The sequence below is a fragment of the Bradyrhizobium sp. TM239 genome, assembly GCF_036247985.1.
GTDB lineage: Bacteria > Pseudomonadota > Alphaproteobacteria > Rhizobiales > Xanthobacteraceae > Bradyrhizobium > Bradyrhizobium ottawaense.
Genome location: NZ_BTIR01000013.1, coordinates 45,413 through 61,112 on the forward strand (window position 1 = coordinate 45,413; position 15,700 = coordinate 61,112).

A 15,700-nucleotide genomic window follows, 5' to 3' on the forward strand; every position below is an offset into this window, starting at 1 on the left:
CGGCGCGAGCGATGGCAGGCCAGGTCTCCCTCTTCGGCATCCGGCATCACGGCCCCGGCTCCGCGCGGCGGCTGGTGGAAGCGCTCGACGCGCTGAAGCCGGACGCGGTGCTGATCGAAGGCCCGGCGGATGCATCCGAACTACTACCGATGCTCGCCGATCCCGACATGGTGACGCCGGTGGCGCTGCTCACCTATGCCGAGGACAATCCGGCCAACGCCAGCTTCTTTCCCTTTGCCGACTATTCGCCGGAATACCAGGCCGCACGCTGGGCGGTGCGCCACGGCGCGACCCTGCGCTTCATCGACCTGCCGGCATCGGACCGGCTGGGTGCCACCGACGGCGACATTGCGGAGGAGATTGCGGCAAGGGCGGAGGCCGATCCAGTCAGCCACGACCCGATCGGGGCGCTCGCCACCGCCGCAGGCTATGACGACGGCGAGTCCTGGTGGTCCGACGTCATCGAGGAGAATCCTGCAACGGGCCCGATCTTCGCCGCCGTTGCCGATGCGATGACGGCACTGCGCGCAGACGAGACATCGCTGTCGGCCCGCGAGGCCGCGCGCGAGGCGCATATGCGGATCGAGATCGCGAAGGCGGCAAAGGACCACGATGGCGCCATCGCGGTCGTTTGCGGCGCCTGGCACGTGCCGGCGCTTGCCGAGCGTCGCAGCCTTGCTGCGGATCGCGAATTGCTCAAGGGCCGGCCGAAGACCAAGATCAAGGCGACCTGGGCGCCTTGGACCGCGCCGCGCCTGGCGCGCGCGAGCGGCTATGGCGCGGGCGTGGTGGCGCCGGGATGGTGCGCACATGTCTGGGATACGCGCGACCGCGATCGTGCCGCGGTGTGGCTTGCCAAGGCGACGCGCGTGCTGCGCGATCGCGGCCACTTCGTATCGACCGCCTCGGTGATCGAGGCGCAGCGGCTCGGCACTGCCCTCGCGGCGCTGCGCGGCCGCCCGGCACCGGGTTTCGCGGAGCTGCGCGAGGCGGCGATCGCGTGCCTGTGCAACGGCGAGCGCGCCATGTGGAGGATATTTCAGCCGAGTTGCTGATCGGCGCAGGTGTCGGCGCGATCCCGGCGACAACACCGCTCGCGCCGCTGCTCGAAGATCTCCAGCGGCAGCAGAAGGCGACGCGGCTCAAGCCGGAGGCGCTCGATCGGCCGCTGACGCTCGATCTGCGCAGCGAAAGCGGGCTGATGCGCTCCACGCTGCTGCACCGGCTGAACGCGCTCGACGTGCCCTGGGGACGGCTCACCGACGCGGGCCGCAGCCGCGGTACGTTTCGCGAGAACTGGCAGTTGCGCTGGGAGCCGGAATTCGCCGTCAGGCTCGTGGAGAATCTGCTCCACGGTTCGACCATCGCCGAGGCTGCCGGCGGACGCCTGATCGAAGCGATGGGCAAGGAAGCCGAGCTGGCTCCGCTCGCGGCGCTGGTGCGCAACGCCATGATCGCCGACCTGTCCCGCGCCACCGCGTTCGGCATCGCGGCGCTGGAGACCAAGGCGGCGCTGACCAGCGACGGACAGTCTCTGCTTGGTGCGTTGCCGCCGATGGCCGACATCCTGCGCTATGGCGAGGCGCGCGCCGGCACGGTCGAGCATCTGGCGGCGCTGATGCCGCGCATCGTGGTGCAGGCCGCACTCGCTTTGCCCTATGCCGCGCGCAATCTGGACGGACCCGCTGCGGCCAAGCTGCGCGGCGCGCTGCTCGCAGCCGACGCCGCGATCCAGCTTGCCCAGATCGAGCCCGAAATCGTCGCCAGCTGGCGCGATGCGCTGAGCGCGCTGCTGAACGATGATCAGGCCACCCGGTTGATCGCCGGCACCGCGGCGCGGTTGCTCTACGAGGCCGAGCTATTGACCGCCGATCACGCGGCCGACCTGCTGACGCGGATGCTCTCGCCCGGCACGCCCGTTGCGGAAGCCGCCGGCTTCTTTGAAGGCTTCTTCGAGGGCGCCGGCCAGCGATTGATCCACGATGCAACGCTGCGCGGCGCCGTCGACGCCTGGTTGATGACGCTGGACGAGGACGCCTTCACCGCCAGCCTGCCGCTGTTCCGCCGCGTCTTCTCGGCGCTGGACCGAACCGAGCGCAGGCGGTTGATGGACGCGCTGTTCGCGCGCAGCACCGATGCCGCCAAAGGATATCGGCTGCTCGCCGGCGCAGACGATATCTGGTCCGCGCATCAGGCCCGCGTGCTCGAACTTCTCACCTCGGGAGCAGCGCGATGAGCGAAGCCGATGAACGCAGCCGCCGCTGGACGCTCGCCCTCGGCGTCGACGCGGAAGGCGCCGAGAACGGCCCCGCCTTGTCCGCCAGCGACCGCCGCATGTCGGAGGCGCTGACGGCGCTCTATGGCGACGGCGACGAGGCGCCGAAGAAGGGCCGCGGCGGGCTCGGCGGCTCGGCGCCGCGCGTCGCAAAATGGCTCGGCGACATCAGGGAGTTCTTCCCCGCGCCCGTGGTGCAGGTGATCCAGAAGGACGCCTTCGAGCGCAAGGGTCTGCGCCAGATGCTGGTCGAGCCCGAATTCCTTGCGACCGTCGAGGCAGATGTGAGCCTGATCGCCGATCTCATCGCGCTGCGCGGCGTGATGCCGGAGAAGACCAAGGATACCGCCCGCATCGTCATTGCCAAGGTGGTGGCCGAGCTGATGGAACGGCTCGAGCGGCGCACCGCGGACGCGGTCCGCGGCGCCTTGAACCGCTCGCTGCGCACCCATCGCCCGCGCTTTGCCGACATCGACTGGCCGCGCACCATCAAGGCCAATCTGCGCCATTACCAGGCCGAGCACCGCACCGTGGTGCCCGAACGGCTGATCGGCTTCCTGCGCCAGCAGCGTCGCATCGTCGATCTCGAAGAGGTTACCCTGTGCGTCGACCAGTCGGGGTCGATGGCAACCTCCGTCGTCTATGCCTCGATCTTCGCGGCGGTGATGGCCTCGCTGCCGGTGGTCGCGACCAAGCTCGTCTGTTTCGACACCGCGATCGTCGACCTGACCGAAGAGCTCGCCGATCCCGTCGAGGTGCTGTTCGGCGTCCAGCTCGGCGGCGGCACCGACATCAACCGCGCCGTCGCCTATTGCGAGGAGCGCATCGAACGGCCGGCGAAAGCGCATCTGATCCTGATCACCGACCTCTATGAGGGCGGAAATGCGGATGCGCTGGTCGACCGGCTGGCGCGGCTCGCAACGCGCGGCATCAACGTGATCGTGCTGCTGGCGCTGACCGACACCGGCCATCCCTCTTATAATCCCGCGCTGTCCGCGAAGGTCGCAAGTCTCGGCATTCCCGTGTTCGCCTGCACGCCGGATCAGTTTCCGGATCTGATGGCAACCGCCCTGAAGCGTGAGGACGTTGCCGGCTGGGCCGCCGACCAGGACATCAAGCTGATCCGGCCGGAAACCTAGCATCAGCTCCCGCTCGATTGACAGACCGCGATATCTGACTAAAGTCAGACATCATGCTCGACCCCGTTTCCCGCGTTCGCCGCTTCAACCGTGCCGTCACTTCCGCCGTCGGCGCGCTCGATACCTCGTTTCTCGGGCGCGGCCGCCCGCTCGGCGCGGCGCGCGTGCTCAATGCGATCGGGCACGGGCGTGCGGACGTGGCCGAGATCCGCGACTATCTCGGCCTCGATTCCGGTTTGATGAGCCGGCTTCTGCGCAGCCTGGAAGAGGACGGCCTGGTCGAGACCGCCGCGCATGAGGACGATGCCCGCCGCCGGGTCGCGACATTGACGCGTGCGGGCCGGCGCGAGTTCGCGGCCTATGAGGCGCTGTCGAACACGCAGGCCGAGGGCTTGCTCGCGCAGCATTCGCAGGCCGAGACGCTGCTGGCGGCGATGGACCTGATCGCGTCCGCATTGACGCGCGAGCGTGTTGCGCTGGAGGAGACGGATCCGCGAAGCGAGCAAGCGCGTTACTGCCTCGGCGAGTATTATGCCGAGCTCGGCCGCCGCTTCAGCCAAGGCTTCGACGTCTCGCTGTCGCGCGACCCTGACGCCAAGGACATGCGCCGCCCGCGCGGCAGCTTCATCGTCGGGATGTCGGACACGCTGCCGATCGGCTGCGTCGGCCTGAAGGGAACCGATCACGGCTATGCCGAGATCAAGCGGCTGTGGGTCGCGCCCGCCGCGCGCGGATTGCGGCTCGGCCGGCGCCTGATGGACGCCGCCGAGAGCGCCGCACGCGAACTCGGCATCACGCTGCTGCGGCTCGACACCAACAGCGCGCTGCCCGAGGCCGGCCAGCTCTACCGCACGACGGGCTGGCGCGAGATCCCGCGCTACAATGACGATCCCTATCCGGACCTGTTCTTCGAGAAGCGCATCTGAGCTGGACCGGTTCGCGATCCTCGCGCGTTAGGGTCGAAGCCGTCGGGAGCTTCGATATGAGAAGAGACGACCTCGCTGCGATCTACCACGCCTACATCGCCTGCCTGAACCGGCAGGACTGGCCGGCCCTCAGCCAGTTTGTGCATGACGACGTCGCCCACAACGCGCGGCCGCTCGGGCTCTCCGGCTATCGCGCGATGCTGGAGCAGGACTTTCGCGAGATCCCGGATCTGCGTTTCGACATCGAAATGCTGCTGTCGGATCCGCCCAGGATCGCGGCGCGGCTGAGGTTCGACTGCGCGCCGGTCGGGACATTCCTAGGGCTTGCCGTCAACGGAAAGCGCATCTCGTTCTGCGAGAATGTGTTCTACGCGTTCCACGACGGAAAAATCCGGCAGGTGTGGTCGGTGATCGACAAGGCGGCGATCGAGGCGCAGCTCTGACGCTGCGCCTCGATATCGAACCTACGCTGCCGCGGGCGCCACCTCGCCTTGCGGCTTCGCGAACGGCCTGAAGTTCATCGCCATCAGGAAGGCACCCAGGCCCATCGCCCAGGACGCGATGTAGAGCCAGGCGTAGCTGGCGAAGGCGTCGTAGATCAGACCGCCGGCGAGCGGGCCCGTCGCCATGCCGAGGCTGCCGGCCATCGCCGTGCCGCCGATCACCGTGCCCATCATCTTGAGCGGAAAGTTTTCGCGGATCAGCACGGCGTAGAGCGGCATGGTGCCGGCATAGATGAAGCCGAACACGGCGCCGACGGCGTAGAAGGTCGCCAGCTGATGGGCGAAGACGTAGGCGAGCGCGCCGAACGCCTGGAGCAGCAGCCCCGAGACCAGCACGCGCTTGGCCCCGAAACGGTCGCCCATCAGGCCGAAGGCGATGCGCCCGCCGAGACCGGCAAAGCCCTCGATGCTGTAGATCGTCACCGCCGCGACCAGCGGGATGCCGCAGCTCACGGCATAGCTGACGGTGTGGATGATCGGACCGGAATGGGTGGCGCAGCAGAAGAAGTTGGTCGCGAGCAGGATCAGGAATTGCGGCGAGCGCAGCGCCTCACCCATCGACATCTCGTTCTGCGCGGTCCCCTCGCCCGTTGGTGCGACCGCCGCATCGGCGAGCGCCGGCGGGCGGCGCACCAGAAGCGAGACCGGAATCATGATGGCGCCGACGACGAGCGCGATGATCTGCATCGAGGTGCGCCAGTCATGGTGCGAGACGAGCCAGGCCGCGAGCGGCGCCATCGTCATCGGCGCCACGCCCATGCCGGCCGACACCAACGATACGGCAAGGCTGCGATGGGTATCGAACCAGCCGGTCACGGTCGCCATCATCGGCGCGAAGATCGCCGCACAGGAGGCGCCGACCAGCAGGCCGAACACGAACTGGAACACGATCAGGGAGGTCGCATGGCTTGCCGCGAACAGGCTGAGCGCCAGCACCGTCGATCCCGTCAGCACCACCGGCAGCGGCCCGAACCTGTCGGACAGCGTGCCCCAGGCCATGCTGGTGAACGCCATTGCCAGAAAGCCGATCGTCATCGCGCTGGAGATGCCGGTCACCGACCAGCCGGTGTCCTTGGCGATCGGCTGCAGGAACACCGGCAGCGAAAACATGCCGCCGATCGCGACGCAGCCGAGCAGGCCGCCGGCGGCGACGATCACCCAGCGATAGTTGGAAGAAGTCATTTCGGTCTCCCGTCAGGTCTGTCTCACGTGGAAGACGAATGGGAACTGCGCCGGCCGACATGGCTCACGTCATTTTTGCCGCACGGGTTCGTGACCTGCCAACAAAAAAGTCGAAAACAACCCCATGCACAGTAGCCGGGCGCTGCCGGATCAATGACTTACGAGGCCTGCGATTTGCGGAATGACGCTCGATTTGACCTGTCAGGCAAAACACCGGCACGATGGCATCATCCCGCCGAACTTGATCTCATCACCATCGAACGTCTGCCACCGACAGACGACAAGATGCGTTGCCGGAGGCGCCCGCCTCACAGCGCCGCGCCACGGCGCCACGTGCCGACGGTGAGCCAGACCGCCGAGACCAGGAAGTACAGCGCGCCGACCGCAGCATAGCCCGCGACGTTCGCGATCGACGGGATTACGGGCATCGTGGCCTGAACGATGAAGAAGCCGCCTGCCAGCGCCGACTGGCCTCCGCTGAGCACCATGGTCCATTGCGCGCCGTAGCTCCTCCAGCGCCGGACCGCCGTGCCGAGCTGAAGCAATCCGGCAAGGATCGCCCACGCGCCGAGGATCCCGAGCACCCAGTTCATGCTCACCCGCAAGGCCAGGATGACCGCGACGGTGGTCGCCAGGCTGACCAGCACGTTCAGGGCCTGGGTGCGGTTCTGGTTCAATCCGCCGCTGCAGCGCGCGTCAAGATAGTTGGCCGCGGCGTCCCATGCCGGATAGGCGATCAGCAACGTTGCCGCGATCACCGCAGATGACGGCGCGATGGCGAAGGCCGCAATGACCCAGGCGAGGGAAAACGCCGCGCGAAGGAAATAGTATTGCTTCAGCCATTGCGCACGGCCCGACGTATCCGAAGCCATCTCAAGATCTCTCATCTTCTTTCCTTACCTACTAGTTGGTAGATTTCTGGCGAAGCGAAATCGCCTCGCCGTTCAGATCGGTTGCAGCGGTGCCGGTGGCGTCAGTGCCTGGGGGAAAGCCGATCCAGCAGCGGCCGCGCAATGATCCCGAACATTTTCGGATCGCCATAGGCTCGCGCCGACAGCATCGCGCCGTGAACGGTCGCCATGAATCCTTCAGCCTCGATCCGGGCCGTGCCGGAGAGCTGAAGCCGCCCCTGCCGCTTGCCGCGCTCCATCACCGATGTCAGCCACGACGCCAGCGAGCGGAAGTGAGCCCGGACCTCGAGCGCGACCTCCTCAGGCAGGATCGGAAGCTCGCTGGCGAGCAGCGCGCAGACACAGAACGGAGCCGTCGCATCCTTGATGCACGCTTCCCAATACGCGACATAGCTCTTGAGCTGCTCGCCGGGGTCGGGGACGTTTCGCTCCATGGCCGCCAGCCCCGCCTGCGCTTCCTCGCGATATCGCGACACGAGGGTGCGGACCAGATCGACCTTGCTGGCGAAATGGTGGTGAATGCTCGGCTTGCGGATGCCGACGATCTCGGCCACATCGGCGTAGCTGAAGCCGTTGTAGCCGCCGGCCATGATCAGCGTGCGGGCGCAGGCCAGAATGTCGTCGGCGGTCGAGGATATCTTGGTCATGGCAGGTTAGCTACCTTCCAGTTGGTAGGCAGTCAAGAACGGCGTGCTTCAACCCTCCGTGAGTGGTAGGAGCCCTGCATGACCATTCGCCCCATCGTGCGCTATCCCGACCGCCGGCTCGCGATGCCGGCACGTCCGGTCACCGCATTCGACGACGGCTTGCGCGAGCTTGCAGCGGATTTGCTCGACACCATGCGCGCCGCGCCCGGCATCGGCATCACCGCGCCGCATATCGGCATGCCCTTGCGCGTCGTCGTGCTCGAGCTCGACGCCAAGGACGGCCCCCTCACCTACGTCAATCCGGTCATTGAATGGACGTCACCCGAGATGATCCTGCACCGCGAAGGCAGCGTCTCGATGCCCGGGGTCAACGACGAGGTGCAGCGCCACGCGCGGGTGCGGATCAGCTATTGGGACCTCGACGGCAGCATGCAGAGCGAGGAGTCGGACGGCCTGCGCGCCGTCTGCCATCAGCACGAGATCGACCAGCTCGACGGCGTGTTCTGGATCCAGCGGCTGTCGCGACTGAAGCGGGAGCGGCTGGTGAAGAAGTACGAGAAGATGGGGCGGAATATGTAGGACGGGTTGGCCGCGACTGCGCTTCGCGCAGCCGCGGGCATAATCCACCTTAGGCAATCATTTCAGCGGCAGAAAAAGCTCCGCAACCGTCTCATGCTCGGGCACGTCCGGGAAGAAGCTCAGCCGCTGGCAATAGATCGGGAAGTCGCGCGCTTCCTCGCCGCTGGCCGGAAGCCAGTCGCGATAAAGGTAGAGCGCGGCGGGCTCCAGATTGTCGGTGTAGCCGACGACCCGCAGCACGGCGCAGCGCCCGCCGGGGATCTCGCCGGCCTTGACCTCTTCGCCATTCGCCTCGATCGGCTGGTCGGTCCCGACACAGAGGTCCACGCTGTAAGCGGCGGGCGAGGCAGGACGTCGTTCGGACCGCCAGACATTGAAGGTCGGATTTGTCCTGGGATGCAGGCCCGCTGCCTTGCGCCAGGCGATGAACCGCCGGATGGTGTCGCCGAGCGTTGCCGGGTCGCCCCGATGCTCCATGATCGCCACCCGCGTCGCGGGCACATCGCGGATCGTCACGTCGTCGTTGGTGAAAGTCTTTTGCATGAGCTTGCTCCTCGCATTGTCGAGAGGCCCGAAGGCCACAAGCCACGGCTCCCAGTCGGGAGAGTTGCGGAACGACGACGGCGACTGCCCGAACCGTTGCCGAAAGGCGCGGGCGAAGGCATCCGGGGCTTCGTAACCGGCGTCCATCGCGATATCCGTCACGCTTTGGACGTCACTGTAGGCCAGCCGATAGGAAGCGCGCTTCATACGGGCGAGCTGGACATAGCGATGCACGGACAGCCCGAAGGTCGCCGCGAACTGCCGGTGGAAATGAAATTTCGAGAAGGCCGCAACAGCGCTCAGCCTTTCCAGGTCCAGATCATCGTCGAGGTGCCGGTCGATATGGTCCAGCACCCGCCGCATCCGGTCCTGATAGTTTTGCAGCGCCGCCTTCATCGTCCCTGCTCCGTGGCGGCTTTAGTTAGGCGGTGATGGCCGTGATGCGCTCGACCGATCTTGCGGTTTGAGAGGATATCGCGGCATTCGCCGGCCCGTAGGGCGGATTAGCGAAGCGTAATCCGCCAACTTTGACTGCGGCGTGCCGAGAGAATGGTGGATTACGCCGGCGGACTGCGCTTCGCGCAGCCGCAGGCTAATCCACCCTACGCAGCCTGGCGCCCTACCCGCCCGCCATCAGCGCCTTCGCCAACGCCATGTAGGCCGGCAGCGTCACGTGATCGTTGGCGGCGTTGCCGGCGACGGGGTGCGAGGCGTAGCGCGCGATCACCATCTCGGCTTTGGGATCGACATAGATGCCCTGACCGTAGACGCCGCGCGCCATATAAGCGCCGTGCTCATTGTGCGTGACCCACCATTGATTGCGGTAGGACGCGCCGGGCAGCGTGGTGTAGCCGGCCGGCTTGAATTTCTCAGGGTCGCCGCCGCGCGCGATGTCCTCGACCACTTGCGACGGCACGATCTGCCGGCCGTTGAAGCGGCCGTGGTTGCGCATGGTCTCGCCGAAGCGGGCGAGATCGCGCAAGCTGGTGGAGAGACCGCCGCCACCGCTTTCGGTGCCGATGCGATCGACGTGATAATGCGCATCCTCCTCCGCGCCCATCGGCTGCCAGATGCGCTCCGACAGAAGATCGGACAGCGTCATGCCGCTGGCGCGCCTGATGATCCAGGCCAGCACGTCGGTGTTGACGGTCTTGTAGGCAAAGGCCTTGCCGTGCTCGCCCTGCTTCTGCTGCGCCATGAGGAAGTCGAAGATCGTGGTCGGGCCATCATAGTCAGGCGGGATCGGCGCCATGCCGTTGGCGCGCCGCAATCCCCACACGGCGGAATTCTTGTCGGTGTAGACCTCGGTGTATGCGAGCCCCGTGGTCATATCCATGACCTCGTGCACGCGCGCATCGCCGAACCCGCTGGCCCTCAGCTCCGGCACATAGTCGGTCACGGAAGCCTGGGGATCGATCTTGCCCTCGCTGACCAGAATGCCGGCGAGCACGCCGGTGAAGGACTTCGTCACGGACATCCCGATATGCGGCTTGTGCGGCTTCAACGCGCCGAAATAGCGCTCATAGATCAGCCTGCCCCGATGCAGCACGGCGATGCCGTCCGTGTACGTCTCCTCCAGCATTTTCGCGAAGGTCATCGGCCGCCCGTCCATCGTGGTCGAGGCGACCGCGCCGATGTCGTGATCCGCGCGCGGCAGTGGCGAAGCCGGCCCCGCCCCGCGCCAGACGTTTACGGTGGGCACCAGCTGGCGGATGTTGCTCCAGGCCCAGCGGAGTTCGGGGAAGCTGCGGAAGGAGCCGTTCTGGAAGGTGATGGTGCGGTCCGGCGCCGGCGGAAAGCCCTTCATCCAGCCGACGGTTTCGGGATCGGTCTCGGCGGCGGTGGCGGGCTGTTGGCTGGGGGCGATCGCAGTGGACATGCAAGCTGGCTCCGGAGAGGACGATGCGGGCGTCGTATCACGGCCGAACGAGACGGACATCCGACGTTTGCGCCGGGTCCCTGCGCGCCGATCGGATCGGCGGCAGCGCCAGCCCTGCTCACCACCGCGCTGTCGCGCTCCCCAGCACGGTCCGTCCCTGCGTGAACGCGCAGGTCCCACCATTGCAGATCGGAACGCGCTCATCCGACAGATTGCGCGCATTCAGAGCCAAGCGCATGCCGCGATAGTCGGAATGCACGCCCGCATCAAACGCCGTGACGGCCGGATTCCTGATCGTATTGACCTCGTCCGCCCAGGTCTGCCCGATCCATCGCGCACCGGCACCGACGCCAAAGCCTGCAAGCAGGCCATTCTGCCAGGTGTAATCGAGGAAGATCGCCGCCTGCTGCAACGGCACGCCGATCGGCACCTTGCCGAGATCAAGGCCATTGCTGCGCGTCACGATGGCATCGGTATAGCTGTAGGACGCGACACCTTTGAGACCCTCGGCCAGCGACAGCACGGCCTCGAGCTCGGCGCCGCGCGAACGAACCTGACCGGTCTGCACCGAAAAAGTCGGAAAGGCCGGATCGATGGTCAACACGTTGTCCTTGGTGAGGTTGAACCAGGTCGCGGTGAAGTAACTGTTCCAGCCAAGCGGCTGATACTTGATACCGGCTTCAAACGATTCACCCGTCGTTGGCGCGAATGGTGTACCGCCGCGCTGGGGTGCCGTCGTGCCGGTTAGCGGCAGAAACGATGTCGCATAGTTCACATAGGGGGCAAGCCCCGACTCGAACAGATACAACAATCCGGCGCGGCCGGTGAACTTGCTTGGCTCGCTGTTGCTCGTCACACCCGTCAGGTCGTTGCGGTTCGAGAGCTCGGCAAAATCCTGCCGGCCGCCGACGGTCAGCCGCCAGCCGCCCCACGCCATCTGGTCTTGTGCGTAAAGCCCGACCTGGCCGAGCGTTTGGCTGTTGGTGCTCATGAGCCCCAGAGGCATCGTCGGCGCCGAACTGCCGTAAACCGGATTGATCAGATCGAGCGACGGCGCCAAGCCGGCATAATAGTCCAGCGTCGTGCTTTGCCGGAAATAATCAACACCCGCGAGGACCGTATGCTTGATCGGACCGGTGGCCAGCTTGGCCTCGATCTGGTTGTCGACGTTGAATGTGTTCAGCCGCTCACGGAAGGTCGCCGCGTAACGGTTGAGGGTGCGGCCATCCGGCGACAAACTGAGCGCATCGACCATGTTGCCCTCGAACGACACATGTCCGAGCCGGACATGCTGCCGGAACGCCAATGCCTCGTTGAAGCGATGCTCGAGCCTGTAACCGACCGAGGCCTGCCACTGCGTGAGCGCGTCGAATGCGGGATCGCCGAGACGAATATTGGTGACCACGCCGGTCACCGGGTTGCGAAGGTAATACGGCCACATCGACGTCTTGCTGCGCTCGTACTCGGCCAGCACGGTCAGCGTCGTATCCTCGTTCAGCTTGGCGGTCACGCTCGGGGCGAAAAACACGCGGTCGTCCCACGTCCCGGGAATCTGCGTGCCGCTGTCGCGCACCAGCCCGGTGAAGCGATAGAGCAGCTTGTCGTTATCAAGGCTCGGTCCGCTGAAGTCGAAACGTCCCTGATAGCGATCGAAATTGCCGATATCGAGGCCAACCTCGTTGAGCCGCTTGTCGAGCGGCATCTTGCTCACATAGTTCACCATGCCACCGGCTTCATTGGCACCGTACAGCACGGACGACGGACCGCGCATCACCTCGATGCGCTCGGCGCCATAGGGCTCGTTGCGGAAATAGGCGAACGAGCCGTTGCCCTGCCGCAAGCCGTCCCGATAATTGCCGTACTGGTTGGCCGCAAATCCCCGGATCAGAAACTGATCATAACGCGGGTCGAAGCCGTATGGCTGCGTCTGCACGCCGGCGGTGTAGGCCAACGCCTCGCCGACGGTTCGTGCGCCGGTGTCGCGGATCTGGTCCTGCGTCACGACCGAGACGGACTGCGGCGTCTCGATCAGCGGCGTATTCGTCTTGGTGCCGGTGGCGCTGCGCGTTGCGACGAAGCCCTGGACCGGACCCATCGCACTCTGAAGAGTCGTGACCGACACCGGAGCTGCTGCAGCAATCTGCGCCTCCCTGCGCGGATTCGGCCGCCGCACCGATCGTCGCATCTCGCTTGCGGCACCGGGCCGCGCGGACTGCGCGCGGCGGGCCTGCTGCGGCTTTGGAGCATCGACCGTCACTGGCGGTAGCTGAGATTGAGCGTAACTCTTGCCGTCAAGTCCTGCATCCAACACGAACAAACTGCAGGTCGCGAGAAAACCATGCCTCACGGCATTCAAACTCAGCATTCCAATCCCCGGTGAGCAAAAAATCAGACGCGGACTTATGGGCACACGGAAACAAGGAAGCGAAATTGAATGGGTCTAAAGAATGTCGTCTCGTCGCGACTGTGGCATTGTTGCGACTCCGATCCCGTATGCGCAGCGTGCGACATCTGGACATCGCACCCCTTGATGGATGGCGCTGCGAGCGCTGCGTCAAACCGCCCCGCGGCGATGTTGAACAAACACCGGCGTCAGGCGTCTACCGTTCCACCCTGTCAACTCAAGCGCGGAACGGAAGGATCCCATGAAGGTTCGCAAGTTTGCCGTGGCGGATGCGTCGTTCACGCTCGCCCGGGCAGGACGGAGACATTTTCGCAGGCAATGTGATCGACCAGCGCCACGGCGGCCCGATCACCATCGGATTCGGCCGCTATGCGCCGAACCAGAGCCTCGATGAAAAGCTCGCCGTGGACGATGTCATGCTCGTGCTGGAGGGCAAGCTATCGGTGTCGAGTGAAGCCGGCACCGTCACGGCAGGCCCCGGCGAGATCATCTACATGCCCAAGGGCGAGAAAGTCACTATCCGCTCGCACGAGCAAGGCGCCGTCACGGCCTACGTCACCTATCCACATTGGCAGGAGGCGCTTGAGTGAGGCGGTTCGGGTTCGGCGCAGCTCTCAGGCCCTCTTGCCGCTCCGCTTGGTCAGCGGTGCATTGCGTCGCTCCCGCTTGCCGCGCGCGATCTCCGTCGCCAGCGCGTCGAGCTTCGGCTCCCAGAAAGTCCTGAACCGACCGACCCACGCATCCACTGCCTGAAGTCCGGCCACGTCGACCGAGTAGAGGCGTCTTTGCGCTTCGGCCCGAACGGTCGCAAAGCCGCTCTCGCGCAGCACCTTCAGATGCTGCGACACGGCGGCTTGCGTGATGCCGAATTCGGCCCCGATCGCCTCCACGACTTCCCCGGATGCCATCTCTCCGGGGGCGAGCAGTTCGAGGATGCGTCGGCGCACGGGATCGGCGAGGACTTCGAAGACGTGCATCAGCTTCCTGTGCCGGGGTGCGCGATGTCAGGCGGCATCTCGCCGCGATAAAAGGCAATGGTACGGTCCGAGCGTTGCTTCGCCGAGGCCTCATCCACCCCGCTCGCGACATGCGCTGCGCGCCAAAATTCGCCGCTCCCGGTCATGAATTCCTTGCCCTCGGGCGAGCCCATCCACGCCTCGGCCGTCTCGTGGTCGACCGATGCGCCCGTCGCAACGTATCGCTCGAGCCCGGCAATGGCGAGGTCCCAACCGATGCCGACCGCACCCGGACCGAACTGATTCCAATGATCCTCGATCATCGCGCTGTGCTCAAGCGTCAAGCGCGCCTGGCTCCGTTCTGCCGCCAGCGTGACGTCGATCCAGCTGACCGCGCCCGCGAATTCCCATGTCGCCGCGAAATGGGTGGGCGGCGCACAGGCCGTGATGGTGCCGCCCGCATTGCCCTTGAGCTGATACCTTCCGCCGAGCTGGAGGTCTCCCTCGACCGGCAGGAACCAGCGCGGGATGCGTTCCCTGCTCGTCAGCGCGTCCCAGAGATCGTCGACGCTGGTGTCGTAAAGGCGCGTCAAGGTGACCGCGCTGGCCGGCTTCCCGTCCTTCTCGAAATTTCGCACCGAACGCGTGACAAGTCCCAACACCCTGGCAACGTCGATCTCCATCCCGGACCTCCCTTCTGGTTTCGTGAAGGAATATCGGCATGGTCTTATATAAGTCAATACTTATATTACGACAGGCGACTTGCGCCTCGCCGTCGCGCGCAATGGGTTCCGCTGCGCTCTACCTATCCTGCGGGCTGAGAGCGCGCCTATTGCTTAAAACAATGCTCGCGGTGCCATTGCAGAAAATGCGGATGAGGCCGATCCGACGGTCTTCTTGGCTCGAGTGCACGACCGGTCTTGTTGATGACCGAGCGGACCCCTTCCAGGTCGTTTGTCTGGCGCGAGATCAATATTTTCAGATCATCGGCCAAGCTGATCAAGCCACGATCGAACATCCAATGAGCGGTACCGGAGAGAGCGATCCCATTGCTCACGATGTCCGGCCCATTTGCCTCCACAGGCCGAATGTGCGCCGCAGCAACTTCCGCGCGCCCCATTCCGTTAATGAGCTTAAGCCCGGTAATGGCGCAGCGCTCGTCGTAGGCTCGCAAGACGATCCGACGAAAGACGCGGTCACGCAAGACTCTCGATACCGTCAAGCTAACGCGATCGCGCTGCTGCTCGAGTATGAACGGCGCCTGCTGACTTTCGTCGAGTTGAGACAATCGAACATCGGTATCGACTCGGGGCAGCAGCGGCGCGCCTTCCGCGAAACCGAGTTCGAATATTCCATTGAAATCGTCCGCTGAGATTGGCCGGACGGCCGACTGAGCACGCCCCGAGATTCGTCCCTGCTCATTCAGTACACCGCGCTCAACCGGACCAGTCGCCGTGTTGAAAGGGACCGGATTGGCAAAGTCGAGATAACTTCCGGGCTCGATCAGAGCGAGGTACATTCCCGAAGTACCGGAATCGGGAATGACTCGCTGAACCCGGGCGATCGCAAAGTAGCCCCGCGTCTCGGCGACCTTGCTTGGCTCATAATAAATGATCCAATCGCCGACGCAGGCCTCGACGCGCCGCAGATATTGACCGGGAAACTGGTATTGCTCAGCGGGGCTGTCATCGTAGATCGAGTCCGATCGATGGATGAATACCCCAAATCCCATTTATGCCGCGCCGCCTCTCCGAGA

The 15,700-nt window shown here is 65.2% G+C and carries 13 protein-coding genes and 2 pseudogenes; 6 read left to right on the top strand and 9 right to left on the bottom strand.

Annotated features, from left to right (window positions below; translation table 11 throughout):
* Positions 1-11 precede the first annotated feature (11 nt).
* From AABA84_RS22795 to AABA84_RS22810, 4 genes and pseudogenes are all read left to right on the top strand, one after another.
* Positions 12-2,236: pseudogene (locus AABA84_RS22795) on the top strand (DUF5682 family protein).
* Entirely contained in the window at positions 2,233-3,414 is a 1,182-nt protein-coding gene (locus tag AABA84_RS22800; RefSeq protein ID WP_338313207.1) for a VWA domain-containing protein, read from the top strand. The pseudogene AABA84_RS22795 and the gene AABA84_RS22800 overlap by 4 nt, the downstream one beginning before the upstream one ends.
* Positions 3,415-3,467: 53 nt before the next feature.
* Positions 3,468-4,340: a helix-turn-helix domain-containing GNAT family N-acetyltransferase gene (locus tag AABA84_RS22805; RefSeq protein WP_338313209.1), complete on the top strand. Its 873-nt coding sequence runs from the start codon at positions 3,468-3,470 to the stop codon at positions 4,338-4,340.
* 56 nt (positions 4,341-4,396) lie between these two features.
* Complete coding sequence (locus AABA84_RS22810) at positions 4,397-4,783, top strand: ester cyclase (protein ID WP_338313211.1); 387 nt, start codon at positions 4,397-4,399, stop codon at positions 4,781-4,783.
* Between the two features lie 21 nt (positions 4,784-4,804).
* On the opposite strand, the gene AABA84_RS22815 is transcribed toward AABA84_RS22810, so the two are convergent.
* The 3 genes from AABA84_RS22815 to AABA84_RS22825 all read right to left on the bottom strand — a co-directional run bounded on the left by AABA84_RS22815 (position 4,805) and on the right by AABA84_RS22825 (position 7,583).
* Positions 4,805-6,025, bottom strand: a complete 1,221-nt coding sequence (locus AABA84_RS22815) for an MFS transporter (protein WP_338313213.1) — start codon at positions 6,023-6,025, stop codon at positions 4,805-4,807.
* A 308-nt stretch (positions 6,026-6,333) separates the two neighbouring features.
* Complete coding sequence (locus AABA84_RS22820) at positions 6,334-6,912, bottom strand: DUF308 domain-containing protein (RefSeq protein WP_338313216.1); 579 nt, start codon at positions 6,910-6,912, stop codon at positions 6,334-6,336.
* Positions 6,913-6,998: 86 nt separating this feature from the next.
* Entirely contained in the window at positions 6,999-7,583 is a 585-nt protein-coding gene (locus AABA84_RS22825; protein WP_338313217.1) for a TetR/AcrR family transcriptional regulator, read from the bottom strand.
* A 78-nt stretch (positions 7,584-7,661) separates the two neighbouring features.
* Here AABA84_RS22825 and AABA84_RS22830 point away from each other — a divergent pair, with 78 nt between their 5' ends.
* Positions 7,662-8,162: a peptide deformylase gene (locus AABA84_RS22830; RefSeq protein WP_338313218.1), complete on the top strand. Its 501-nt coding sequence runs from the start codon at positions 7,662-7,664 to the stop codon at positions 8,160-8,162.
* Positions 8,163-8,219: 57 nt separating this feature from the next.
* Here the strand turns inward: AABA84_RS22830 and AABA84_RS22835 are convergent, their stop codons facing one another.
* From AABA84_RS22835 to AABA84_RS22845, 3 genes are all read right to left on the bottom strand, one after another.
* Positions 8,220-9,101 (bottom strand): AraC family transcriptional regulator, encoded by an 882-nt coding sequence (locus AABA84_RS22835; RefSeq protein ID WP_338313220.1) that lies wholly within the window; start codon positions 9,099-9,101, stop codon positions 8,220-8,222.
* A 223-nt stretch (positions 9,102-9,324) separates the two neighbouring features.
* Complete coding sequence (locus AABA84_RS22840; RefSeq protein ID WP_338313222.1) at positions 9,325-10,584, bottom strand: serine hydrolase domain-containing protein; 1,260 nt, start codon at positions 10,582-10,584, stop codon at positions 9,325-9,327.
* 118 nt (positions 10,585-10,702) lie between these two features.
* Positions 10,703-12,706 (bottom strand): TonB-dependent siderophore receptor, encoded by a 2,004-nt coding sequence (locus tag AABA84_RS22845; protein WP_338313224.1) that lies wholly within the window; start codon positions 12,704-12,706, stop codon positions 10,703-10,705.
* Positions 12,707-13,229: 523 nt separating this feature from the next.
* Here AABA84_RS22845 and AABA84_RS22850 point away from each other — a divergent pair.
* Positions 13,230-13,578, top strand: a pseudogene (locus tag AABA84_RS22850) (AraC family ligand binding domain-containing protein).
* A 24-nt stretch (positions 13,579-13,602) separates the two neighbouring features.
* Here the strand turns inward: AABA84_RS22850 and AABA84_RS22855 are convergent.
* The 3 genes from AABA84_RS22855 to AABA84_RS22865 all read right to left on the bottom strand — a co-directional run bounded on the left by AABA84_RS22855 (position 13,603) and on the right by AABA84_RS22865 (position 15,676).
* Positions 13,603-13,965 carry an ArsR/SmtB family transcription factor gene (locus tag AABA84_RS22855; protein WP_104465384.1) on the bottom strand — a complete coding sequence of 121 codons (363 nt, stop codon included), beginning with the start codon at positions 13,963-13,965 and terminating at the stop codon, positions 13,603-13,605.
* Positions 13,965-14,627: an SRPBCC family protein gene (locus AABA84_RS22860; RefSeq protein WP_212246359.1), complete on the bottom strand. Its 663-nt coding sequence runs from the start codon at positions 14,625-14,627 to the stop codon at positions 13,965-13,967. The genes AABA84_RS22855 and AABA84_RS22860 overlap by 1 nt, the downstream gene beginning before the upstream one ends.
* Before the next feature lie 146 nt (positions 14,628-14,773).
* Positions 14,774-15,676, bottom strand: coding sequence for an HNH endonuclease (locus AABA84_RS22865; RefSeq protein ID WP_338313225.1), 903 nt, complete (start codon positions 15,674-15,676; stop codon positions 14,774-14,776).
* Positions 15,677-15,700 lie beyond the last annotated feature (24 nt).

Excerpts from the sequence above, each read along its gene's own strand:
- AABA84_RS22800 (WP_338313207.1), top strand. The coding sequence starts at position 2,233 with ATGAGCGAAGCCGATGAACGCAGCCGCCGCTGGACGCTCGCCCTCGGC.
- AABA84_RS22840 (WP_338313222.1), bottom strand. The coding sequence starts at position 10,584 with ATGTCCACTGCGATCGCCCCCAGCCAACAGCCCGCCACCGCCGCCGAG.
- AABA84_RS22825 (WP_338313217.1), bottom strand. The coding sequence starts at position 7,583 with ATGACCAAGATATCCTCGACCGCCGACGACATTCTGGCCTGCGCCCGC.
- AABA84_RS22860 (WP_212246359.1), bottom strand. The coding sequence starts at position 14,627 with ATGGAGATCGACGTTGCCAGGGTGTTGGGACTTGTCACGCGTTCGGTG.
- AABA84_RS22810 (WP_338313211.1), top strand. The coding sequence starts at position 4,397 with ATGAGAAGAGACGACCTCGCTGCGATCTACCACGCCTACATCGCCTGC.
- AABA84_RS22855 (WP_104465384.1), bottom strand. The coding sequence starts at position 13,965 with ATGCACGTCTTCGAAGTCCTCGCCGATCCCGTGCGCCGACGCATCCTC.
- AABA84_RS22820 (WP_338313216.1), bottom strand. The coding sequence starts at position 6,912 with ATGAGAGATCTTGAGATGGCTTCGGATACGTCGGGCCGTGCGCAATGG.
- AABA84_RS22830 (WP_338313218.1), top strand. The coding sequence starts at position 7,662 with ATGACCATTCGCCCCATCGTGCGCTATCCCGACCGCCGGCTCGCGATG.
- AABA84_RS22815 (WP_338313213.1), bottom strand. The coding sequence starts at position 6,025 with ATGACTTCTTCCAACTATCGCTGGGTGATCGTCGCCGCCGGCGGCCTG.
- AABA84_RS22865 (WP_338313225.1), bottom strand. The coding sequence starts at position 15,676 with ATGGGATTTGGGGTATTCATCCATCGATCGGACTCGATCTACGATGAC.
- AABA84_RS22805 (WP_338313209.1), top strand. The coding sequence starts at position 3,468 with ATGCTCGACCCCGTTTCCCGCGTTCGCCGCTTCAACCGTGCCGTCACT.
- AABA84_RS22835 (WP_338313220.1), bottom strand. The coding sequence starts at position 9,101 with ATGAAGGCGGCGCTGCAAAACTATCAGGACCGGATGCGGCGGGTGCTG.